The 21,684-nt window shown below is 58.0% G+C and carries 20 protein-coding genes; 10 read left to right on the top strand and 10 right to left on the bottom strand.

The window, feature by feature from the left end; translation table 11 throughout:
• The first annotated feature begins 115 nt into the window (after positions 1-115).
• The 4 genes from dnaK (at position 116) to rsgA (ending at position 5,043) form a co-directional block, all read left to right on the top strand.
• On the top strand, positions 116-2,068 hold the full coding sequence (gene dnaK / locus GEI7407_RS02010; RefSeq protein ID WP_015170454.1) for a molecular chaperone DnaK: 1,953 nt from the start codon (positions 116-118) through the stop codon (positions 2,066-2,068).
• A gap of 469 nt (positions 2,069-2,537) precedes the next feature.
• Entirely contained in the window at positions 2,538-3,668 is a 1,131-nt protein-coding gene (dnaJ, locus tag GEI7407_RS02005; RefSeq protein WP_015170453.1) for a molecular chaperone DnaJ, read from the top strand.
• Positions 3,665-3,928, top strand: a complete 264-nt coding sequence (locus GEI7407_RS02000; RefSeq protein WP_015170452.1) for a sulfurtransferase TusA family protein — start codon at positions 3,665-3,667, stop codon at positions 3,926-3,928. Before dnaJ ends, GEI7407_RS02000 begins: the two co-directional genes overlap by 4 nt.
• A gap of 8 nt (positions 3,929-3,936) precedes the next feature.
• A complete protein-coding gene (gene rsgA, locus GEI7407_RS01995; RefSeq protein ID WP_015170451.1) occupies positions 3,937-5,043 on the top strand; it encodes a small ribosomal subunit biogenesis GTPase RsgA in 1,107 nt (368 codons plus the stop codon).
• Here rsgA and GEI7407_RS01990 read toward each other — a convergent pair.
• The 5 genes from GEI7407_RS01990 to hisF form a co-directional block, all read right to left on the bottom strand.
• Entirely contained in the window at positions 5,040-6,269 is a 1,230-nt protein-coding gene (locus GEI7407_RS01990) for a DUF445 domain-containing protein (protein WP_015170450.1), read from the bottom strand. The two genes, rsgA and GEI7407_RS01990, sit on opposite strands and share 4 nt — an antisense overlap.
• 26 nt (positions 6,270-6,295) lie before the next feature.
• The gene (gene ubiE / locus GEI7407_RS01985; protein ID WP_015170449.1) at positions 6,296-7,057 is read right to left on the bottom strand and encodes a bifunctional demethylmenaquinone methyltransferase/2-methoxy-6-polyprenyl-1,4-benzoquinol methylase UbiE; all 762 of its coding nucleotides are present in this window, start codon (positions 7,055-7,057) and stop codon (positions 6,296-6,298) included.
• Between the two features lie 31 nt (positions 7,058-7,088).
• Positions 7,089-8,024, bottom strand: coding sequence for a response regulator (locus GEI7407_RS01980; RefSeq protein ID WP_015170448.1), 936 nt, complete (start codon positions 8,022-8,024; stop codon positions 7,089-7,091).
• Positions 8,025-8,636: 612 nt separating this feature from the next.
• Positions 8,637-8,891: a hypothetical protein gene (locus GEI7407_RS21900; RefSeq protein ID WP_315863834.1), complete on the bottom strand. Its 255-nt coding sequence runs from the start codon at positions 8,889-8,891 to the stop codon at positions 8,637-8,639.
• A 464-nt stretch (positions 8,892-9,355) separates the two neighbouring features.
• Complete coding sequence (gene hisF / locus GEI7407_RS01970; protein WP_015170446.1) at positions 9,356-10,126, bottom strand: imidazole glycerol phosphate synthase subunit HisF; 771 nt, start codon at positions 10,124-10,126, stop codon at positions 9,356-9,358.
• Between the two features lie 171 nt (positions 10,127-10,297).
• Between hisF and GEI7407_RS01965 the strand changes: the two genes are divergently transcribed.
• From GEI7407_RS01965 to psb35, 5 genes are all read left to right on the top strand, one after another.
• Positions 10,298-10,492: a DUF2862 domain-containing protein gene (locus GEI7407_RS01965; RefSeq protein WP_015170445.1), complete on the top strand. Its 195-nt coding sequence runs from the start codon at positions 10,298-10,300 to the stop codon at positions 10,490-10,492.
• Positions 10,493-10,670: 178 nt separating this feature from the next.
• The gene (locus tag GEI7407_RS01960; RefSeq protein ID WP_015170444.1) at positions 10,671-11,840 is read left to right on the top strand and encodes an ArsA family ATPase; all 1,170 of its coding nucleotides are present in this window, start codon (positions 10,671-10,673) and stop codon (positions 11,838-11,840) included.
• A 164-nt stretch (positions 11,841-12,004) separates the two neighbouring features.
• Positions 12,005-13,048, top strand: a complete 1,044-nt coding sequence (gene chlG / locus GEI7407_RS01955; RefSeq protein ID WP_015170443.1) for a chlorophyll synthase ChlG — start codon at positions 12,005-12,007, stop codon at positions 13,046-13,048.
• 590 nt (positions 13,049-13,638) lie between these two features.
• Positions 13,639-15,750 (top strand): transglycosylase domain-containing protein, encoded by a 2,112-nt coding sequence (locus tag GEI7407_RS01950; protein WP_081587346.1) that lies wholly within the window; start codon positions 13,639-13,641, stop codon positions 15,748-15,750.
• Positions 15,751-15,857: 107 nt separating this feature from the next.
• Positions 15,858-16,049: a photosystem II assembly protein Psb35 gene (gene psb35 / locus GEI7407_RS01945; protein WP_015170441.1), complete on the top strand. Its 192-nt coding sequence runs from the start codon at positions 15,858-15,860 to the stop codon at positions 16,047-16,049.
• A gap of 60 nt (positions 16,050-16,109) precedes the next feature.
• On the opposite strand, the gene GEI7407_RS01940 is transcribed toward psb35, so the two are convergent.
• The 3 genes from GEI7407_RS01940 to ispF form a co-directional block, all read right to left on the bottom strand.
• Entirely contained in the window at positions 16,110-16,529 is a 420-nt protein-coding gene (locus GEI7407_RS01940; RefSeq protein WP_015170440.1) for a TerB family tellurite resistance protein, read from the bottom strand.
• 119 nt (positions 16,530-16,648) lie between these two features.
• Positions 16,649-17,989 (bottom strand): 16S rRNA (cytosine(967)-C(5))-methyltransferase, encoded by a 1,341-nt coding sequence (locus GEI7407_RS01935; protein WP_015170439.1) that lies wholly within the window; start codon positions 17,987-17,989, stop codon positions 16,649-16,651.
• Between the two features lie 115 nt (positions 17,990-18,104).
• Entirely contained in the window at positions 18,105-18,584 is a 480-nt protein-coding gene (gene ispF, locus GEI7407_RS01930; RefSeq protein ID WP_015170438.1) for a 2-C-methyl-D-erythritol 2,4-cyclodiphosphate synthase, read from the bottom strand.
• Between the two features lie 278 nt (positions 18,585-18,862).
• Between ispF and GEI7407_RS01925 the strand changes: the two genes are divergently transcribed.
• Positions 18,863-20,104, top strand: a complete 1,242-nt coding sequence (locus GEI7407_RS01925) for a VWA domain-containing protein (protein WP_015170437.1) — start codon at positions 18,863-18,865, stop codon at positions 20,102-20,104.
• Positions 20,105-20,107: 3 nt separating this feature from the next.
• Here the strand turns inward: GEI7407_RS01925 and GEI7407_RS21755 are convergent, their stop codons facing one another.
• Together GEI7407_RS21755 and GEI7407_RS01915 are read right to left on the bottom strand one after the other, a co-directional pair.
• Positions 20,108-20,236 (bottom strand): hypothetical protein, encoded by a 129-nt coding sequence (locus tag GEI7407_RS21755; RefSeq protein WP_255347601.1) that lies wholly within the window; start codon positions 20,234-20,236, stop codon positions 20,108-20,110.
• 56 nt (positions 20,237-20,292) lie between these two features.
• Positions 20,293-21,375, bottom strand: a complete 1,083-nt coding sequence (locus GEI7407_RS01915; protein WP_015170435.1) for a PIN/TRAM domain-containing protein — start codon at positions 21,373-21,375, stop codon at positions 20,293-20,295.
• Between the last annotated feature and the right edge of the window lie 309 nt (positions 21,376-21,684).

Raw genomic sequence — 21,684 nt, 5'->3', positions numbered from 1 at the left:
AACCTCACATTTGGGAACCCTGGAGTTTGAGGTTTGCCTCCTCCAGCCACCAGAGAGCTGTAGGCCAGGGCAACCTTAGGTATCAAACACTCCACAAACGTTACCGCCACTAGCTATGGGAAAAGTCATTGGCATTGACCTGGGCACCACGAACAGCTGTGTCTCTGTCCTAGAGGGCGGGCAACCGATCGTCATCCCCAACACAGAAGGAGGGCGAACCACGCCCAGCATGGTGGGCTTCGGCAAAGCGGGCGATCGCCTCGTTGGCCAGCTCGCCAAGCGTCAAGCCGTGACCAACGCCGAAAACACGGTTTACAGCATCAAGCGGTTTATCGGTCGGCGATGGGACGACACCGTCGAGGAGCGCTCCCGGGTTCCCTACAACTGCGCTAAAGGGCGGGATGACACCGTGGACGTCCAGATTCGTGGCCGGACCTACACCCCCCAAGAAGTCTCCGCCATGATCCTGCAAAAACTCAAGCAGGACGCCGAGAACTATCTCGGCGAACCCGTTACCCAGGCCGTCATCACCGTTCCCGCTTACTTTACGGACGCCCAGCGCCAAGCCACTAAAGACGCAGGCACCATCGCAGGCCTCGAAGTTCTACGGATCATCAACGAGCCTACCGCCGCTGCCCTCTCCTACGGCCTAGACAAGCAAGATCAAGACCAAACTATTCTGGTTTTTGACCTTGGCGGTGGCACCTTCGACGTCTCCATTTTGCAGCTTGGAGACGGCATCTTTGAGGTCAAAGCTACTGCCGGTAACAACCACCTTGGCGGGGACGACTTCGACAACAGCATCGTGCAATGGATGATCGAGTGCTTCCGGGAGCAAGAGGGAATCGATCTTTCAGTCGATAAAATGGCCCTTCAGCGGCTCCGAGAAGCCGCTGAAAAAGCCAAAATCGAGCTTTCCAGCATGCTCAACACCTCCATCAACCTGCCCTTCATCACGGCTGATGAAACCGGGCCCAAGCACCTGGAGATGGAGCTGTCCCGCGCCAAATTTGAAGAGCTCGCCAGCAAGCTCATCGAAGGCACCATTCATCCGGTGGAGCAGGCGATCCGTGACGCCAACTTTACCCCCGATGACGTCAACCGGATTCTGCTTGTCGGCGGTTCTACGCGCATTCCCGCCGTTCAGGATGCCATTCGCAACTTCTTTGGCGGCAAAGCCCCCGATCGCTCCGTCAACCCTGACGAAGCCGTTGCCCTCGGTGCAGCCATTCAAGGCGGCGTCCTCGGCGGCGAAGTCAAAGACCTTCTGCTGCTAGACGTCACGCCCCTATCGCTGGGCATCGAGACCCTTGGTGAAGTCTTCACCAAGATCATCGAGCGCAACACTACCATTCCCACCAGCAAGTCCCAGGTATTCTCCACCGCCACCGATGGCCAGACTTCTGTGGAAATCCATGTGCTCCAAGGAGAAAGAGCCATGGCCCGCGACAACAAAAGCCTGGGCAAATTCCAGCTCACCGGCATCCCGCCCGCCCCGAGGGGCGTCCCGCAGATTGAAGTCGCCTTTGAGATTGACGCCAACGGCATTCTCAACGTTGCGGCTCGGGATAAAGGGACCGGCCGAGAGCAGAGCATTCGGATCAGCAACACAGGGGGCCTCAGCCAAACTGAAGTGGAGCGGATGCGCCAAGAAGCTGAGACCTTTGCAGAAGACGATGTCCGGCGCAAGCAGCTCGTCGAGCTCAAAAATCAAGCTGACAGCCTGTTCTACAGCTACGAAACCACAATTAAAGACAACGCAGAGTTCATCGACAGTGAGTTGCAAGCGACGGCGCAGCAGCAGGCCGACGCTCTCCGGATGCTCCTCGCGAACCCCGCTGCTAACGTCGACGAAGTGAAGCAAAATCTCGACACGTTCCAGCAGGTTGTTTTCTCGATTGGTACGTCGGTTTACCAGCGCGCTAGCGAGGGCGATGGAAGCGGCGTTGCTTCTGCAGGTTATGGGCTAGAGAATGAAGCGGGCCTAATTCCTGAAGTGGCCAATGACGATGACTTTAGCTTTGATGAAGACGATACGGTGACGGCTGATTACGAAGCGGTCGATTAGTGCCTGTTGTAATCTCGACGCGCCCGGAGGCGAGACGCTCGATCAGGCAAAGGGGCGATCTGCCTCGCCCGCGCTCAACCACAACTGATATTCCCTAGATTCATTTTGAGGAAACTCTCTGCAACAAGACGACCCAAAACTGACAGTGCTACCATTTGAATGGCCATTGACTTGCCAGCACACTCAAATCAACAGCTCACCGTAGAACTTGTGCGCTCGTTCTAGGCGGAAATGGCTTTTCCGACGGATCTGCCGTAGCAGTCAATCACGCCAGCAGCTACAGGAGTCAGGAAAAGCTCTGGGCCAGCTCATCTTCTTTTAGGAGGCTGCGCAAGCCCAATCCCCTGTTTGCAGATTGGCGGTCATCGCTGTTGATCAAGAAATCCAGGCTGTCTATTGCAGCAGCTTTGGGTATTTCCCGCCAGGGTTCAAATTGCCGGTTACTTGTTCACTGCTGAATCCACGCTCTATGCCCCGTGATTATTACGAAACGCTAGGCGTCGCTCGGGATGCCGACAAAGAGGAGATCAAACGTGCCTATCGGCGTTTGGCTCGCAAATATCACCCTGACGTCAATAAGGAAGCAGGGGCAGAGGACCGATTTAAAGAGATCAATCGAGCCTACGAAATTCTGTCCGAACCAGAAATGCGGGCAAGATACGATCGCTTCGGCGAGGCGGGCGTCGGCTCTGGCGCAGGAGCAGCCGGTTTTCAGGATTTTGGCGATGTCAGTGGCTTCGCTGATATTTTTGAGAGCTTCTTTAGTGGCTTTGCGGGTGGGGCGCCCCAGGGAACTGCGCGGCGGCGAGGCCCGGCACGGGGCGACGATCTGCGCCTAGACCTCAAGCTCGATTTCCGAGAGGCAGTCTTTGGCGGTGAGCGCGAGATTCGGGTTCCTCATCTAGAAAATTGCGGCACGTGCAATGGCACGGGGGCGAAGTCTGGCACTCGACCTCGCACTTGCTCGACCTGTAATGGCAGTGGCCAGGTACGTCGCGCAACTCGTACGCCTTTTGGCAGCTTTACCCAGGTGTCGGTGTGCCCGACCTGTAATGGGGAAGGGCAGGTGGTGGAGGAAAAATGCGAGGTCTGCGGCGGCAACGGTCGCAAGCAGGAGACGAAAAAGCTGAAGATTACGATTCCGGCGGGGGTTGATAGCGGGACGCGCTTACGGGTATCGAAGGAAGGCGATGCTGGCCAGCGGGGTGGTCCTCCAGGGGATCTTTACGTCTATCTCTTTGTGAATGAGGATCCCGAGTTCCAGCGAGATGGCATTAATATTCTCTCTGAAATCAAGATTAGCTACCTCCAGGCAATTTTGGGCTGCCGCTTGGAAGTCAATACGGTGGACGGGCCGGAGGAGCTGCTGATTCCGGCGGGGACGCAGCCGGGGACGGTGCTGACCCTCGAAAGCCGCGGTGTTCCCAAGCTGGGAAATTCGGTGAGCCGGGGCGATCACCTGATCACGGTTCAGGTCGAGATTCCGACGAGGGTGAGCACTGAGGAACGAGAGCTGCTGGAAAAACTGGCAAAGCTGCGCGGCGATCGCATTGGTAAGGGCGGTATTGAGGGCTTTTTGGGAGGGCTATTCCGCGGATGAGCCAGGCTTTTGTGGATTTTCCTGCAGCAGATGCTCAGCTGGATCTGCGGGGTACGCCCTGTCCTATTAACTTTGTGCGCACCAAGCTACGCCTTGAGCAGATGACTCCAGGGTCAGTGCTGGAAGTCTGGCTCGATCCGGGAGAGCCGATGGAGCAGGTGCCTGATAGCCTAACGATGGCAGGTTACGCGGTGGAGCAGATCGAGGATCACTCCAGCTTTTTTGCGCTGAGAATCCGCCGTCCTGAGAGCGCTCTGTGAAGATCCCAATGGCAGACACCGCCCCAACTGAGCAAAGCAAGGGCTGGCTAGGGACGGTTTTGGCGGTTCAGGCAAACTACTATCAAGTCCGCTTGGCGGATCAAACAGCAGATGAGCCCCTGCCGACTCGGGATTTGCTGTGTACCCGGCGATCGCGTTTGAAGAAAACCGGTCAGCGGGTGATGGTGGGCGATCGCGTTTTGGTAGAGGAGCCTGACTGGGCTGGCGGTCGAGGAGCGATCGCCGAAGTGCTGCCACGCCAGACTGAGCTCAATCGCCCCCCCGTCGCCAATGCGGACCAGATTTTGCTGGTGTTTGCCCTGAGCGCGCCGCCGGTCGAGCCGCTTCAGCTCAGCCGCTTTTTGGTCAAGGCCGAGTCCACCGGTATGCGCGTGCAGATGTGCTTTAACAAGCGCGATCTGGTTTCGGCCGAGGAGCAGTGCCAGTGGCACGCTCGTCTCACGGACTGGGGCTATGAGCCGATTATGATCAGCGTGGCCCAGGGCGCAGGGCTGCAAGACATTTTGAGGCAGCTAGAGGGACAGACGACCATCATTTCCGGGCCGTCCGGGGTTGGCAAGTCCAGCTTGATCAATCTGCTGATTCCGGAGCTCGAGCTGCGAGTGGGGGATGTCTCGGGCAAGCTGCAGCGCGGGCGCCACACAACCCGCCATGTCGAGCTTTTTCATCTGCCTGGAGGCGGGCTGCTAGCCGATACCCCTGGCTTCAATCAGCCCGAGCTTGACTGCACGCCAGAAGCCCTAACGCAGTGTTTCCCAGAGATTCGCGATCGCCTGCACCGCGATCGCTGCCAGTTCAGCGACTGCCTGCACCGAGACGAGCCAAACTGCGCTGTGCGGGGAGACTGGGAGCGCTATCCCTACTATTTGCAGCTGCTCGATGAGGCGATCGCCCGCCAAGACGCCCTCAACCGAACCAGCGAAGGCGAGGCTACTTTTAAGGTCAAGTCCCGCGAAGAAGGGCAGATCCAGTATGAGCCCAAGCTAGAGCCCAAAAAATATCGCCAGTCCTCCCGGCGCAGCCGCCAGCAGGCGCTTCAGGAGTGGGCCAAGGGCAACGCTGACCTGCTCGACGAAGACGAAGAGATTCACTAGCGCAACAGCAAGGTCGTTGCCTGGAGCAAGCCAATCACAAACCCCAAAATACCGCCCAAATTGACGATCGCCTGCAGTTCACTGCGCACGATCCCCTGAATAGCCGCCTCCAAGTCTTCTGGAGACGTCGCTTTCACGCGATTAATAATCACCTGATCAATATTCAAAATCGGAATTGCCTGGGCCACGATCGACTCAAGATCTTGTTCCAGGTAGCGCTCCAAAATGAGCGCGAGTTCGCGACTGACCAAATCCAGGGATGTCGTCACGGTTTCTGACTGGCTGAGGCGACCCAAAATCAGCGCCGCGATGTAATCCCAATCCAGGGACGAACCCAGTCCTTGCAGAACTTCCGTACCGCGATCTTGCAGGTACACGCGCACCGTGTCCCGCATCGTCTTGCGCAGCTGGCGCACGGTGGACACCGGCAGATTCTGTAGCGATAGGTCCCGCAGCAGCTCTCGCAGGCGATCGCGCACTCCCAGGCTCGCAATTAGCTCTGCAATCCGAGCGTTGCTTTCCTCCCGCTCATCTAGGCAGTAGGTGCGCAGGCGCACCAGAGAATTTCGCACCCCAAACAAGTTAGCCACCACCCAGTAGGTGCCGCTGGTGCGCTCTCGAAACCCCTCATCGATCACCTGAATGTTGCGATCGGTCAAAAAGTCCACCAGACCTTGGCGAACCATATTGGGTGAGAGCACCTCAGTCAGCAGCCAGTCCGCCAGCTGCGTCGCCTGGGCCGCGTTGAGCTGCAAGTCGAGCAGCACCTGATCAAAAATTTGGTTGAGCTGGACCTCCAAGAAGTCCTCACGCCGGGCCAGCACGCGCAGCATCCGCGGCAGCGACTCGCTAAACAGATCTCGCAGCACATTGCTGAGAATTTTCGCCGTTTTCTGCTCTTGATCGGAGCGAATTTGATTGAGCGCCGAGCGCAGCAGCCACGAAATCGCCCCTTCCACGCGCTCAGTTTGCAGCAGCCGCCGCGCCAGGTTTTCTAGCTCCGCCGGCGTCAGCAGAGACCCCATAATCGTGTCTGCGATTCGCTGGGCCAGCCGCTCCTGATTGCTCGGGATCAGGCCGGGTGTAAAGGGCAGCTTGCGACCGCCAATGTACAGCGGACGGTAGGGGCGAAAGAGCATCTTGATCGCCAAATCATTGGTGAAATAGCCAATGATGCCTCCCGTCACAGGCGGCGCCACAATCAGTAGAAACGTGGAGAGATCCAAGGGAAGATCCAGTAGCGGACTGCGCTTTAAGGGCTGGATTTTTGCACAACCAATACTCCCATCATGCCACCAGCGATGGGATAGTGCGTTGCTTGGGCAAAGCCTGCTTGTAGGGCGATCGCCTTTTGCTCCTGTCCGGTCGGAAACTGCGCCAGGCTGGGGCTGATGTAGGCATACTCATCGGTCATGCCAAAGCGCTGGGCTGTCGAGACCACGATAGTCTCTAGATACCAATCCTGAAACGCTTGCAAGGGCCCAGGCTCTGGACGGTGAAAATCCAAAATCGCCGCGATCGCCCCTGGCTTGAGCACCCGATGCACCTCAGCCAGAGCCTGGGCAATATCCACCACGTTCCGCAGGCCGTAGCTCATGGTCACCGCGTCAAAGTGCTCTGCCGGAAACGGCAAATCAAGCGCGTCTCCCTGGACCCACTCTACCGGAGCGCTCTGGTCCCCAGCTACGCGGGATCGCTCCTGGGCGATCGCCAGCTGAGACGCCGAAAAATCCAGGCCCACCACCGAGCCCGACCGGCCCACTCGCTGCGCCAACAGCAGCGCTAGGTCTCCGCTTCCGCAGCAAATATCTAGGCAGCGATCGCCCACCTGAGCGCCGCTCCACTTCACCGCCATCCGCTTCCAAACTCGATGAAGCCCCAGGCTCAACCAATCGTTGAACTGGTCATACACCGGCGCAATACGGTCAAAAATCGTCTGCACGCGCTCAGCAGACTCATGGGTACCACGCCTGGGTTCAGCAGCAGGCTCTTGGGCCACATCGAGAGGAATCATGGCAATCTGGGCAACACCGTCACTCACAATCCTACAGCGTGCAAGCCAAAGCCAAAGCCACCTGCTGCGCAGACAAATGAATGAGCGCCAGCTCATCTTCTCGTAGCTGGCAAGGCTGCCGCCACTGGAGCGAGAGTACGCCCAAGATCTGAGACCGGTAGGCGATCGGCACCACCAAATGGGCCTGAATACCCGCAGACTGATAGTGGGGCACATTCGCCAAAGCACCATCCGTCGGAATGTTGACCGATCCCTGGACAACGCCGCTCGAGAGCGCCTCTTGAATCAACGGATCTTGAGCCAGCCACTCCGCCGCCAGATCGGCGCCGAAGGCTCCTTGCGCTGCCTGGAGCTGGCCGTTTTCCACAAGGCGCAACACACAGGTATCTGCCGCAAAATTCTGACAAAAGGCCTCAGCGATCGGCTGTAGGGCATCTTGCAGGGTCGCAGCATCCTTGGCCACCTGCACGATCGTGGACAGCAGAGCCATCTGAGCATGGGCGCGGCGCAGCTCATCCGTCCGCTGATTGAGCAGTTCGTAGGTCTCCGCCGCTCTTTGGACCACAGCCTTCAGCTCGTTGGGGTCCCAGGGCTTCGTAATGTACTTGTAAACTTGGCCAGAGTTGATCGCCTCCACCAGGTCTTCAACATCGGTGAAGCCCGTCAAAATAATGCGCATCGTGTTGGGAAACTGCGGCACCGTTTTGCTCAGAAACTCTGTGCCCTTCATTTCCGGCATTCGCTGGTCGGAAATGATGACTGCGACTTCCCCTTCTGTTTCCAAAATTTCTAAGGCCTGGATACCACTTTCAGCCCGCAAAACTTGGAAATCTCGACGAAACGTCCGATAGAGCAGATCAAGGTTGTCTGGCTCATCATCAACCACCAACATCTTGGGCTTTTTGGGGCGTTCCAGGTTCATTATTTGACGACTAATGTGCTCAATCTCTGGAATAGCATTCTCCATACAATACAGCAAACTCCTTCATTGACTTCGAGGCCGGACCCGCCAATCTAGGGGCGATCGCGCAGTTTCTTATTCACACCCTCAATTCAAGCAGCAATTCTTGTTGACTGGGGACGCTAGGGCTGCATTACAACGAATCTTTAGCGATCGGACAAATTTGCTGAGCACTTTTACTCGCAAGCTTCTCACGCCCTTGTCAAAATCCGATCGCTCCGCGGTCTACTACCTTATCAAGTTGCTCCGCTCTCCTCAACAGAGAATTTCGGACTTTCGAGCCCCTTTGCGTCTAGTTGTCATTAGAATTTGAGCGCTCAAAGCTGTTTGCAGTAGATTTTCTGCCAGCGATGTCGCCTGGAAAACTTAATTTTTGAGAAAGCCGTTTGATCTTTAGAAAGATCTTTAGAAAAAATTCAGAATTTAGACAACTTATGGCAAGTTAAAAGAAGAAAAAATCCAAGAAACCTTGAAGATTTTAGAGATTCTGAAAAAGCTTGGCGGGTACAGGCTGCGATCGCCTCTGAGGGACGGGTCGGGACGAAGCGAAATCGACCCCTTGGGCTCAGGCAAAACGCGATCGCCAGACACACTTTTGAGGCAGGGCCTTTCTAGATCCTAGGGCTGAAGTAGCTGGCTGAGCTCAATGTAGGTGACTGTCGGAGACTCAGAGCATTTGGCAGATTCGCAGACTTGTACAAGCCACGACTGCGACGCGTAGTGCTGTCCCTCCAGGTGCTGAGCGGTCTGGGTCAAATACCCGACATAGCCTCCCATCAGGAAGTACACACCCACCAAGGCAGCCGCAGAGGAGGCCACCAGGAAACCGGCGAGCATCAAAGAAAATTCTCGGTGCTCCATTGCCTCTTCCATGAGGTGAAGCGCCCAGGCGACTAACGCTATAACGATGATTAATATAAGAATCATTTTTTAGAAGTTAGAGAAACGTATCGCCGATGTTTACGTATTGTAACAGATATTAAGTTACGTAAACTCCTTGGCTCCAGTTTGGTCTGGAGCGAGATCAGGTCTATGAATTGGGCGCCCAACAGGCGCCGACAGCAAGATAAAGGGGCGCTCAGTCCCTCCCTAGGGCAGCAGTTTTTGCTAGAGACTGCTTGCGGTGGAAAAGCTGCGTACCAGCCAAACCCAGATGGTGTCTGGGCTTAGTCGCAGTCAGAGCGAGGGCGCGGTCAGGAGCAAGTCTCTGAAAAGGTGGATTGAGCTGTATGGGGCGTAGGTCGCTTTGTCAGGACTTTGGAGCAAGGCCAAAAGCCAGTCAGACAGAGATTTTAGGTTTATGCACGACCTACGGGTTTCAGGGCTAGGCCTCTATTCTAGGGATAACGGACCGGAATATTGTTTTTTGCTAAGTGTTTTTTAATTTGTTCGACAGTCAGTTGACCATAGTGCAGCAAAGACGCTAGAAGCGCGGCCTCTGCTTTGCCCTCTGTGAGGGCTTCTTGGATGTGGTCGCAGTTGCCCGCTCCACCAGAGGCGATCACGGGGATTTCCACCTGTTCGGCGATCGCCCGCGTCAGGGCAAGGTCATAGCCCGCCTGGGTCCCGTCTGCGTCCATGCTGGTCACCAGCAGCTCTCCCGCACCGCGCTGGGCGACTTCCTTGGCCCACGCGAGGGCATCGAGGCCCGTGTTTTCGCGGCCGCCCCGGACGTAGACATCCCAGCCGGGGTTAGTGGGGTCGGGGCGACGGCGGGCGTCAATGGCCACCACAATGCACTGGTTACCAAAGCGATCGCTGGCCCGGTTAATAAAGTCTGGATCCCGGACAGCAGAAGAGTTAATGCTAACTTTGTCTGCCCCGGCTCTTAACAAATTTTTAATTGTTTCTAAGTTTTGGATGCCGCCCCCCACGGTTAGCGGGATAAACACTTGCTCGGCGGTGCGGTACACAACATCCAAAATAATGTCGCGGTCTTCATGAGTGGCGGTGATATCGAGAAACACCAGCTCATCTGCCCCTGCTTCGTTGTAGACCTGGGCTAGCTCTACCGGATCACCCGCGTCCTTGAGGTCGACAAAGTTGACCCCTTTGACAACGCGACCCGCTTTTACATCCAAACAGGGCAGAATTCTCTTCGCCAACATAGACTGTTCCCGATTTCCAGCATCCACTGTAGCGCGGGATCGCGGTGGTTTTGCACCGTTGATTCGGCCCTCGGCAAACTCACCGCAGCGAAGCGCCAAATGCTGTGCATCAGCCTGATAAACTGTGGAGTGGTTTACATCCTATTTATTTAATTCAAGAACGGACTGGTAATGGAAATCGGGCAGAAAGTGCGAGTACGTCGGCTGCGCGACCGAGCGCCCCAAGAAGTCATTGGCCGCCTTGGCAAAACGGGGGTGATCCGCGAGTACAAGATGGTTGATGGTAGCGGCGTTGGCGTTGTCGTTCAGTTTGAAGACAAGTTTGCCACCTGGTTTTTTGAAGACGAGCTCGAAGCTGCTCGCTAGGGTCATTTGCCAGGTTCATAACAGATGGGCAACCATCGCTGGCGTTTCTGGGTATGGCAGCAGCGCCTGACCCCACGTTTCTTGGGCTCTCGCTACTATGAAAGCGAGACAGTGTGAGCTTGTCAGGCTCATTGAGACCACTCAAAACGACGTGAGTTAGGGAGTTAAAGGACTGCCAATGGCCTTGATTTTGACGTTTTTGGGCAAAGGCGGTACTGGCCGAACGACGGTGGCGATCGCTGCTGCCAAGCGCCTATCCAGTCAGGGGCGACGAGTCCTTTTGGTCAATCAAGATCCGGGACCGAGCCTCGGGCTGCTGTTGAATGTGGAGCTGGGCTGCGATCCTCAAGAGATTGCGCCCAATCTGCAGGTGGTCCAGCTTCAGACGGCGACCATGCTGGAGCGAAGCTGGGATGAGGTGAAGGGCATTGAGGCCCAGTACTTGCGAACTCCGGTTCTCAAGGCCGTCTATGGCCAGGAGCTGGGGGTGTTGCCGGGCATGGACAGCGCCCTTGCTCTGAACGCGCTGCGAGAGTACGACGCGAGCGATCGCTACGACGTCATCATTTATGATGGCCCCGGCGATCAAACCACGCTGCGAATGTTTGGCATGCCTGAGATGGCGAGCTGGTACATTCGGCGGTTCCGTCAGGTTTTTGCGGACTCCGATGTGGGTCGAGCGCTCTCGCCGTTCATTCAGCCGGTGTCTAGCGCCATTTTGAATGTGAATCTCCTTGGCGACACGTTTGCCCAGCCGACCCAGCAGGCCAACAATATTTTGAATGAGGGAATTGAGGCGATCGCCAATCCCACTCGGGTGGCGGCTTACCTGGTGACAACGGGAGATCCTGCGGCGATCGCCACAGCCCGTTATCTATGGGGCAGCGCCCAGCAAATCGGCCTGACCGTCGGCGGCATCTTGATCAATGAGTCTGTGATTGCTGACTCGATCGCCGCCCAGTTTGCCCCGGCCTTCGAAAAGCTCTTTGAGGCCTACGATCCCGGAGCGTCGATCGCTGAGCTCGTGGGTCAGACCTTCTCTCCCCTACCGGTGGCCTCGCTTCCCGCCCGCGCCGACGGCAACTGGGACGGGCTGATGGCAGCGATGCCCGACTTTGGCCAAGCGGCTCAGGCGCCCCGTCCTGTCACCATTGACGTGGCAGAGCGCAAAGTTCATCTCTTCTTGCCAGGATTTGACAAGAAACAGGTCAAGCTGACCCAGTACGGCCCCGAGGTGACCATTGAGGCAGGCGATCAGCGGCGCAATGTTGCGCTTCCTCCGGCCCTAAGCGGTCGCCAAGTGACCGGCGCCAAGTTCCAAAACGGCTACTTGACGATCAGTTTTTAAGCGATTGCTGGAGACGTTTGGGGCAGGAACTGCGCGATCGCTCCCAGCCTAGAGGGCGTCGCCAAGCCCCGGTGATCAAGACCTTCAAGGGGTGTCTTGACCTGCCGATTTCTGCTGATTTCAGTTTTTTCTTTCATCCGCCTTTTAGCCACACAGGAAGTGCCATGTCAGATCCAACGCCTGACTACTCTCCCGAAAAAGTTGAGACGCTAGAGCCCCCCGCCCAGGAAGCGGCGGGTGATTTGTCTACCAACGGCAACCGGACCGCCAAAGCCCGCCAACTGCTGGGCATGAAGGGCGCAGAAGCGGGTGAAACCTCCATTTGGAAGATCCGTCTTCAGCTGATGAAGCCCATCACCTGGATCCCGCTGATCTGGGGCGTGGTGTGCGGCGCAGCCTCTTCGGGACATTTCACCTGGAACCTGGAGAATGTCTTGGTGGCGGCTGCCTGTATGCTGCTGTCGGGTCCGCTGCTGACCGGCTACACCCAGACCCTCAACGATTTCTACGATCGCGAAATCGACGCGATCAACGAGCCCTATCGCCCCATCCCCTCCGGAGCGATTTCGGTGCCTCAGGTGGTTGCACAGATTTTGGTGCTGCTCTTTTCGGGGATCGGCGTGGCCTACGCCCTGGACCTGTGGGCAGGCCACAGCTTCCCCCACGTAACGGCGGTGGCGCTTTTGGGGACTTTCTTGGCCTACATCTACTCAGCGCCTCCACTCAAGCTGAAGCAAAATGGCTGGATGGGGAACTATGCTCTGGGAGCAAGCTACATTGCGCTGCCCTGGTGGGCGGGTCAGGCTCTGTTTGGAGAGCTGACGCCGACCATTGTTGTGGTGACGCTGTTCTACAGCTTGGCGGGTCTGGGTATTGCCGTGGTCAATGACTTCAAGAGCGTGGAAGGCGATCGCCAGCTCGGTCTCAAGTCGCTACCGGTCATGTTTGGGATTCAGAGCGCCGCCTGGATCTGCGTCCTGATGATTGACCTGTTCCAAGCAGGCATTGCAGGCTACTTGATCAGCATCCAACAAAATCTCTACGCCGCGATTTTGCTACTGCTGGTCATCCCCCAGATCACGTTCCAGGATATGTATTTCCTCCGTGATCCCCTCAAGAACGACGTGAAATACCAGGCCAGTGCTCAGCCTTTTTTGGTTTTGGGAATGCTGGTGGCAGCTTTGGCTATGGGCCGAGCGCTTGCCTAGAATCTGCCCCAAATCAATCCTTTTGGGTCTTTCGCGCTAGCTAGAGATCTCTCAGCCTTCAAGGCCCAGAAAGCAAGCCAGTCTTCCTTTCTGGGCCTTGATTTTAATAATGGCAACTTCGAAGTCCATCGAGAATGCGGATGTCAGCCAGACAGCTTGGACCTAAAATTGAGAGCAAATTGGGAAGGCAGTGGCGTGCCTACCCCTTTTGGTGAACCAGCACATAGCCTACAGACAGTGTGGCCCCGACTCCCATTCTTGATGGGCGAGGGGCTTGTTGCTAGGAACTCTGGTGGTGTGAGTGAGGGCATAACGTGGCAAATTACACTCCGAAGCAAGATCCGGTAGAGTCGGCAAAGACATCTTCCAATGCTCCTAAGAAGGGGCGATCGCGGCGAGCATCGAAAGGGCAGCGAACAGGTCTCGCCGGGGTTCTAAAACCGCTTCGGAACACCTCCAGTCGACTGCGGCAGCGTCTGGGGCTCGGGACAGAAACATCGCCGAAATGGCTCAACCGGGCATCTCAGTGGTCGCCCCGCCGACGGCCCTTGCTGTGGCTGGGCGTTGGCGCGGTCGGATTGAGCAGCGGAATGCTCGTGGCTTTCGGGCTAGGCGTGCGCGCGCTAGACCGCGGATTGCCGGACACAGCAGAGATCGCCACCTTTGTGCGCGACGGAACGCTCACGCTCAAAGCGTCAGACGGCACGATTTTGCAGCAGATAGGCCCGGCGACACGCGATCGCCTCAATATCGACAAAGTGCCGCCCCTGGTTCTCGAAGCCTTTGTTGCCGCCGAGGATCGCCGCTTTTATCAACACGGTGGCGTTGACTATCCCTCGATTGCGCGCGCGACGCTCACCAATCTTTTTGCGGGAGGCGTTGTTGAGGGGGGTAGCACCATTACGCAGCAGCTCGCTCGCATCGTCTTCCTCAACCAGGAGCGCAGTCTCACCCGCAAACTCCGCGAGGCCCGTCTCGCCCAGAAGATCGAGCGCGAACTCAGCAAAAAGCAGATTCTTGAGCGCTATCTCGACCTGGTCTACCTGGGTTCTGGAGCCTACGGCGTGAGCGACGCCGCGTGGGCCTACTTCAGCAAGTCCGTGGATAAGCTCACCCTTGGGGAAATCGCCACGATCGCCGGTTTGCCCCCCGCCCCGAGCGCCTATTCTCCCCTAATCGACCCCGAGACTGCCCAAGCGCGGCGAGACATCGTCCTTGCTCGCATGGTCGAAGCAGGCTTTATTTCAGCTCAAGAGGCAGCCGACGCCAAGGCATCTCCCCTCAAGCTCACCCCTGGCGCCCCCAAGCGGCTTTACAGCGAAACGCCTTACTTCACGTCCTATGTGCAGAAAGAGCTGCCAAAGTATGTGTCGCCTGAGGTCCTAGAAGCCAGCGGCTTGACGGTGGAAACCACCATGAACCTCCAGTGGCAGAAGTTTGCTCAGGCCGCCATCAAAGACGCCATCGAGCTAGATGGACCCGCCCAAGGATTCGAGCAGGCAGCTCTGGTGGCCATCGATCCGCGCAATGGAGAAGTCAAAGCCATTGTGGGCGGGAGCGACTTCACCAAGAGCCAGTTCAATCGCGCCACGCAGGCCCAGCGGCAGCCAGGCTCGACCTTCAAAACCTTTGTTTACACTGCCGCGATCGCCGCTGGTTTTTCGCCCTACGACGGCTATCTAGATGCTCCTTACACCGTCGACGGCTACAGCCCCAAGAACTACAGCCGCAAGTACACCGGCTGGATGTCGATGCGGGACGCCTTGATCAATTCCGTCAACGTCATCGCCGTCCGAACCATCGTAGATGTGGGCTTTGAGCCCACGATCAAGATGGCCAAGGACATGGGAGTAAAATCAAAACTCAACCCGACCTACTCCCTCGCCCTCGGCGCCTCAGAAGTGAACCTGCTGGAACTCACAAGCGCCTACGGCACTCTGGCAGCTCAGGGTAAACACGTCGACCCCCACGCCATTCGCCGGATTATCAATCGACGGGGCGAGGTCATCTACGACGCAAAATTCTCCGCCAAACAGGTCGTCGACAAGGGCAGCGCCGCCATCATGACGTGGATGCTGGAAGGGGTCGTCCAGAGCGGAACTGGCAAACCTGCTCAGCTCGGTCGTCCCGTGGCCGGTAAAACCGGCACCTCTGAGGAGGCGCGCGATCTCTGGTTTGTCGGCTACATTCCCCAAGTGGTCGCCGGTGTGTGGCTTGGTAACGACGACAACTATCCTACGTGGGGCAGCAGCGGCACAGCCGCCTACGTGTGGCGAGAGTTTATGGCCAATGTTGTCAAGGGTATGGCAGCGGAGGAGTTTCCAGATTTGCCGACGCTCGATGGGCGCAAAGGCAGCATCAAAGCGAAGCCAGTCCAGCCAAAGCGCGCTTACTACAGCAGCGCTCCCGCAGAGTCTGACAGCCAGAGCAGTAGCGACTCTTACTCGTCTTCAGAGGAGCGCTACTACGACAGCGGCTATGAAAGTGGCTACAGCAGCGGTGGCAGTGACGAGAGCTACTATGAAGAGCCGGCTCCCGAACCAGCACCGCCCGCTGAGGAGCCAGTGTACGAAGAGCCGAGCAGCTACGAGGAACCGAGCTACGTTGAGGAGGCTCCTCCTCCACCGCCGGAGCCAGTTGTAGAAGAGGCACCGCCACCGCCCGAAGCAGGTCTCGAAGAGCCTGCTCCCCCTTCCGAGTGAGGTTTTAAATCCACGCTAGGGGAGATGGCAGGTTGTCCGGGCGCCTTTAAGCTTGTATAAGGTTGAAAAGTCCCTAAAACGCAGGTTTATTTAGGAGTTACGGATTTATGAACTTAATTTTGGCAGTGGCGGAAACTGCATCTCATTTTCCGGTGTCCTTTACGGCAGTGTATGTCGTCGGGTTTATCGCGGCGGTGACGCTGGGCTCGATCGCGTGGTACAACTCCAAGCGTCCACCCGGCTGGGAAGGCAAGGAGCGGCCGGACGTGGTGCCCAAGGTCGAGACCAAGGAAGAGTAAGTTTTACTCTAGGCAATTTGACAGGTGCGATCGCCTTTGAGGGTCATCGATCGCCCTGCTTTAGCGCTGCTCGGTGAGCCAGGATCGGTACATTTTTTGGATCGCCCGTAAAACAGCGCTGTGGGCAGGCTCGTGACTACCTGCGGGATCGAGAAGCTGAAGCCGAGTGAGGAGCTTGGCTTCTTCTGTTTCAATGGTGCCGTCGCTGTAAATCAGTCCGCTGATGGCGCTGAGCAGTTTTTGGTAGTCTTCGGGGTTGGGGCGATCGCCCAGATACTCCCGAATCCACTCGTAACATTGGTCCGGTTTTACAGGCACCAGCTCGCCCAGCAAGGGCCGAATCTCTGGATCGTCACCGAGATTTTTTTCAGCGACGATTTGCTGAAGATATTGCCGCTCCTCTGGCTGGATTCGCCCGTCGATCCAGGCCGCTCCAATCAAGATTTTGACCAATTGCTTGGTATCTGCCTTGCTTTTCATATGCGCGCGTCTACTGCTCCACTGAGCCGATTGTCGTACAGACGCTCGCCATTGACTCGGGAAGTTTACAGCAATTTTTATTTGGGTGAGCGGGGCAGATCGGCAGGTTCGCGCCGGAGCTAGAGGGCTGTCTGGCGCCTGAGGGCCGCGATGAAAAAGCCGTCCATTCGGTGGAGGTGGGGCCAGAGCTTGAGCCAGCCCTCGGGGGCGATCGCCCCCGGCAAGCCCTCGGGTAAAGGCGCGATCGCCCACTCCGGATAGGCCTGCAAAAAGGCCGTCACCACTGACTCATTTTCAAGCGGGTTGAGGGTGCAGGTGGCATACACCAGATGCCCCTGGGGCTTCACCCAGGTCGCCGCCTCCGCCAAAATTTCCTGTTGCAGGGCGGCCAATTCCCGGGCGGTGTCTGGTGTTTGGCGCCAGCGCGCATCGGCGTGGCGGTTGAGGGTGCCGAGGCCGGAGCAGGGGGCATCCACGAGCACCCGATCGGCCTGCTGGCGAAACTGACTCAAGTCTCGGCTGTCTCCGGCCTGGAGCCGTACCGACTGGAGCCCCAAGCGCTGCAAATTTTGGGTGACCTTGCGCAGGCGAGACGGGTAGCGATCGCAGGCCCAAATCGTCCCGCGATCGCCCATTAGTTCTGCCAAGTGAGTCGTCTTGCCCCCCGGAGCCGCGCAGGCATCGATTACCGTCTCGCCGGGCCGCGGGTCGAGCACCTGGCTGACGAGCTGGGCGCTGCTGTCCTGGACCGTCCACCAGCCTTCCTTAAATCCAGGCAGCTCTGAAATGGTGCCGGGAGAACCCTGCAAGCGCAGGGCTTGGGGCACACCCGGCACCGGCTCAGCAACAATCCCGGCCTGGGCTAGGGCTGTTTGCACCGCTTCTGGGGTCGATCGCAGCAGATTAACGCGCAAATCTAGGGGCGGCGGCTGATTTAGGGCCTGGCAGAGCTGCTCTACTCCCGCGTCATCCAGTTGTTGCCGCCAAACCTCCAAGATCCACGTAGGGTAGCTGTATTGCACCGCCAGACGCTCCAACGGATCCGCTGGCAGCTGGAGCGGGTCGCCCTGGGCCGCAAGGCGGAGGTACTGACGCAGCATGCCGTTCACCACGGCAGCTAAGCGTCCGAGGCGATTGTGCTTGGCAATCTCGACAGTGGTGTTGACGGCTGCCGCTGCCGGAACCTGGCTCAAATAGCGCAGCTGATACAGGCCGAGGTGCATCAAAAACCGGAGGTCGGGGGGCTGCTGGTCAAGGCGTTTGGTGCCCAGCTGATCGACCAGCGCATCGAGGGTGCGCTGCTGGCGCACGCTGCCGTAGACCAGCTCTGTCGCGAGGCGGCGATCGGCGGGTTGCAAGTCGGCTTGGCGCAGCAGACGATCGAGCACCACATCGGCGTACCCGCCCCGCTGAACGGCACGAAGGGCTTGAAAGGCAAGTTGGCGGGCGTCAGAAGACATTCCAATCCCAATCTAAACAGTTCCAAAACAAGGCGCGCCCAGACCCTCAGGCATGGGCCAGTGGCGATCGCAGCTTGCAGCCAATCCCCCACGCTTCGCCTTCAGCAAACAGCAATTATCCCCGCACCAGCAGGGCCACTGCATGGGCCGCAATTCCCTCTTCTCGCCCCTCGGGGCCAAGCTTCTCGTTGGTGGTGGCTTTGATACCGACCTGATCCGGCTCGACTTCTAGCACTGCCGCCAGGCGATCGCGCATTGCGTCGATGTGGGGCTTGATTTTGGGCCGTTCCGCCACGATCACCGAATCGATATTGCTCACCTGCCAGCCGCGATCGCGAATCAGGCCGTTCACTTGGCGCAGCAGCTCTAGGCTGTCAGCTCCCGCCCACTTTGGGTCGGACGGCGGGAAATAGTGGCCAATATCGCCTAAGCTCAAAGCGCCCAGCATGGCATCCATGATGGCGTGGGTCAGGGCATCAGCATCACTGTGGCCCAGCAAACCCAGCTCGTGGGGAATCGTCACCCCTCCCAAAACCAGCGGGCGATCGCGCACCAAGCGATGGATATCGTAGCCGTTCCCAATTCGAATCTGCATAGAAGCCCAGTTACACCATTAATTCTCAATCAGGTTCGCCCGTTGCGCCCGCAAGGAGCGCGATCGCCCGCATCCGACAAAATCTTGCAAGATCAGGATCTGTCAGTCCTTGCCCTAGCAGCCGCAGCTTCACTAGGGCCAAAACCTATTATTTCCGAAAATTGGCTTTTTCCGAAATTGGCACCCCTCTCCAAGAAGAAGCAAACTATAGGAAGTATCAGGTCGCTTCTTTGACCTCGGCTCTGGTCTCCCATCACGACCTACCCCTCCCAAAATCCATGAAAGTTGGTCTCCAAGCCGCTCTCAGTGATGCTCAGCTAGATGCTGGGCAGGCTGTCAGCCAACGTCAGCTCTCCCTGTCGATCTCCGCGATCGCCACCCCCGCCGCCGCTGCGCTTCCTCTCAATCTTTGCCTGATCCTCGATCACAGCGGCTCCATGCAGGGTCAGCCCCTCGACTTCGTCAAACAGGCTGCGCTTCAGATCATCGAGCGCCTTTCCCCGCGCGATCGCCTGTCCGTCATCGCCTTTGACCACAAGGCCAAAGTCCTCGTCCCCAATCAGCCCGTGGGCGACCTGACCAGCCTGCGCGAACAGATCGACGGCCTCTATGCCGACGGCGGTACCGCCATTGATGAAGGCCTGCGGCTGGGTATCGAAGAGCTGGCCAAGAGCCGCGGAGACTGCGTTTCCCAGGCCTTTTTGCTCACGGACGGCGAAAACGAGCACGGCGACAACGATCGCTGTCTCAAGCTCGCCCAGCTAGCCACCAGCTACAACCTCACCCTCAACACCCTGGGCTTCGGCCATCACTGGAATCAGGATGTCCTAGAGCGCATCGCAGACGCAGGGGGCGGAGCGCTGGCCTACATTGAGCGCCTCGACGCGGTTCTGCCAGCTTTTGCCAATCTCTTCAACCGCATTCAGACCGTGGGCCTCACCAATGCCCATCTGCTGCTGACGCTGGCCGAGGGCGTGCGCCTCGCCGAGCTCAAGCCCATTGCCCAGGTCGCCCCAGACACCATCGAGCTCACTCCCCAGTCTGGGCCAGAGGCGATCGCCGTTCGCCTGGGCGATCTGATGGTTTCAGTGCCTCGAGTCGTGCTGGCGAACTTGTACATTCATCAGCTGCCCCTGGGCCGCCAGCCGATCGCCCAGGTGCGGGTGCGCTACGACGACCCCGCCACGGGCCAAAATCAGGTGCTCTCCGAGCTCTTGAACGTCGAAGCCACGGTGGTTACTGACTACCAGCCCAGCATCGATCCGGCGGTGCAGCCCCATATTTTGGCTCTGGCCAAGTATCGCCAAACCCAGATCGCCGAAGACCGCCTTCGCCAGGGCGATCGCACCGGCGCTGCGACGATGCTCCAGAGCGCGGCTCAGACCGCCCTGCAAATGGGCGATCGCACCGGCGCGACGGTCCTGCAAGTCAACGCGACCCGCCTCCAGTCTGGCGAAGACCTCTCTGAGGCCGATCGCAAGAAAACTCGCATCGTTTCCAAAACAATTTTGCAGCCCTAGGGCCTAGCGTTTTCGGGCCTTCCAGGTGCCGCCGTAGACGTAGTGGGGGTTCTGGTGGCTGACGCTCCGATAGCAGCGATCGCACACAAAGCGCCACAGCCCCGAGGCGTCATACTGCACGCGGTACAGCACCAGTGACGCCTCCTGACAGCAATCGCACGCCTTCGTTCGGACGCGCACCATTCCCATCAGGCCACGATCGACGTCTGGGGACGGGCGAAAATCATCCGGCCCGCCGAGGTTTGCAGCGATCCGGTCACCACCACTCGCAGCTCTCCAGCGCCGATATATTCGCCGCCATCCTCGACCACCACCATGGTGCCGTCATCGAGGTAGCCCACGCCCTGATCTGGCTCTTTGCCTTCCTTGAGGATCCGAATCGCCAGATTGTCGCCGGGAATGTAGGCCGGTCGGATGGCCTGGGCCAAATCATTGACGTTCAGCACCACAATGCGCTGGAGGCTGGCAACCTTATTCAGGTTGTAGTCGTTCGTGATCAGCGTGGCATTCAGCTCCTGGGACAGGCGCACCAGCTTGGCGTCCACCGTCACCACGTCGTCATAGTCCGCCGAATGAATCACAATCCGGTTGGGGTGATTGGCTTTGATTTGGTTCAAGATGTCCAGGCCGCGCCGACCCCGCACCCGCTTTTGGTCATTGGAGGCGTCGGCGAGCTGCTGGAGCTCTTGCAGCACAAACTGGGGCACCAAAATCTGGCCTTCCAAAAAGCCCGTATTGAGCAGCTCCTCGATGCGGCCGTCAATGATGCAGCTCGTATCCAAAATCTTCGTGGCCGCAGGCTTCAGCGTTCCTTCTGCCACCAGCATCGTCTCGACGGAGTTGGGGTTGATCAGCCGCAACAAGGCCCGTCCGTGGGTATCCGCCAGGGTCACCCCGGTAAAGCCAAACAGCGCACTGCCCAACACCGCCGCCATGGGCTTGATGAAGGCAAACTCCCAGGGAATCGGCAGCAAAAAGACCGGCGCGAGGGTGAGGTTGGCAATCAGCAGGCCCAACACCAAGCCCACAGAGCGGCTCAGCAGCAGGTCCACTGGTAGGCTTCGAATCTGGGCTTCGATGCGGCGGTAGGCTGTCTGCACCATCAAACCGATCACACCGCCGATGAGGGCCGAAAAGCCGCCCGTAACGGAGCGCAGCCCTTCGAGGTTGGACACTTGGTCCAAGACCGTGACGGGCAGCAGTTCAATGCCAAAGAAGCCTATGCCTGCTCCTGCGAAGATGAATGAAAGGATGATGATTGCATCGAGCATAATGTAAGGCCCGTATATAAACGTGCTCCCTAGGCTGATTGCTCAGGGTTGGCTGAGGGAACGCGCAACTGTTTAGCAAAATCGTGGCTCAATCCGGCGATCGCGGCGGCTATGGCCAGCGGATGCGGTTTTTACAACGGTGTAAGCTTGCCCCATTATATCTCTCGGGTTAGGGATGCTTTTTGCGCCCTAGGAGGGGGAGAACCGAACCTGAGTTCAAGGTTTCTTGACACGAAAATCCATGGTTTGGGCGCTGGGGCTGGGACGCTTCGAGAAGAGCAGGCCGATTCGCTAGGCTAGAGACAGCCC

This window comes from Geitlerinema sp. PCC 7407 (assembly GCF_000317045.1).
Taxonomy (GTDB): domain Bacteria; phylum Cyanobacteriota; class Cyanobacteriia; order PCC-7407; family PCC-7407; genus PCC-7407.
This window is presented reverse-complemented; position numbering and strand designations above follow the sequence as displayed.

Coding starts and splice junctions, on each gene's coding strand:
- GEI7407_RS01980 (WP_015170448.1), bottom strand. CDS start 8,024: ATGGAGAATGCTATTCCAGAGATTGAGCACATTAGTCGTCAAATAATG.
- GEI7407_RS01940 (WP_015170440.1), bottom strand. CDS start 16,529: ATGAAAAGCAAGGCAGATACCAAGCAATTGGTCAAAATCTTGATTGGA.
- ubiE (WP_015170449.1), bottom strand. CDS start 7,057: ATGATTCCTCTCGATGTGGCCCAAGAGCCTGCTGCTGAACCCAGGCGT.
- hisF (WP_015170446.1), bottom strand. CDS start 10,126: ATGTTGGCGAAGAGAATTCTGCCCTGTTTGGATGTAAAAGCGGGTCGC.
- psb35 (WP_015170441.1), top strand. CDS start 15,858: ATGAACTTAATTTTGGCAGTGGCGGAAACTGCATCTCATTTTCCGGTG.
- rsgA (WP_015170451.1), top strand. CDS start 3,937: ATGGCAGACACCGCCCCAACTGAGCAAAGCAAGGGCTGGCTAGGGACG.
- GEI7407_RS01950 (WP_081587346.1), top strand. CDS start 13,639: ATGCTCGTGGCTTTCGGGCTAGGCGTGCGCGCGCTAGACCGCGGATTG.
- GEI7407_RS21900 (WP_315863834.1), bottom strand. CDS start 8,891: ATGGAAGAGGCAATGGAGCACCGAGAATTTTCTTTGATGCTCGCCGGT.
- dnaJ (WP_015170453.1), top strand. CDS start 2,538: ATGCCCCGTGATTATTACGAAACGCTAGGCGTCGCTCGGGATGCCGAC.
- dnaK (WP_015170454.1), top strand. CDS start 116: ATGGGAAAAGTCATTGGCATTGACCTGGGCACCACGAACAGCTGTGTC.
- ispF (WP_015170438.1), bottom strand. CDS start 18,584: ATGCAGATTCGAATTGGGAACGGCTACGATATCCATCGCTTGGTGCGC.
- GEI7407_RS01960 (WP_015170444.1), top strand. CDS start 10,671: ATGGCCTTGATTTTGACGTTTTTGGGCAAAGGCGGTACTGGCCGAACG.
- GEI7407_RS01965 (WP_015170445.1), top strand. CDS start 10,298: ATGGAAATCGGGCAGAAAGTGCGAGTACGTCGGCTGCGCGACCGAGCG.
- GEI7407_RS01935 (WP_015170439.1), bottom strand. CDS start 17,989: ATGTCTTCTGACGCCCGCCAACTTGCCTTTCAAGCCCTTCGTGCCGTT.
- GEI7407_RS01915 (WP_015170435.1), bottom strand. CDS start 21,375: ATGCTCGATGCAATCATCATCCTTTCATTCATCTTCGCAGGAGCAGGC.
- GEI7407_RS01925 (WP_015170437.1), top strand. CDS start 18,863: ATGAAAGTTGGTCTCCAAGCCGCTCTCAGTGATGCTCAGCTAGATGCT.
- GEI7407_RS02000 (WP_015170452.1), top strand. CDS start 3,665: ATGAGCCAGGCTTTTGTGGATTTTCCTGCAGCAGATGCTCAGCTGGAT.
- chlG (WP_015170443.1), top strand. CDS start 12,005: ATGTCAGATCCAACGCCTGACTACTCTCCCGAAAAAGTTGAGACGCTA.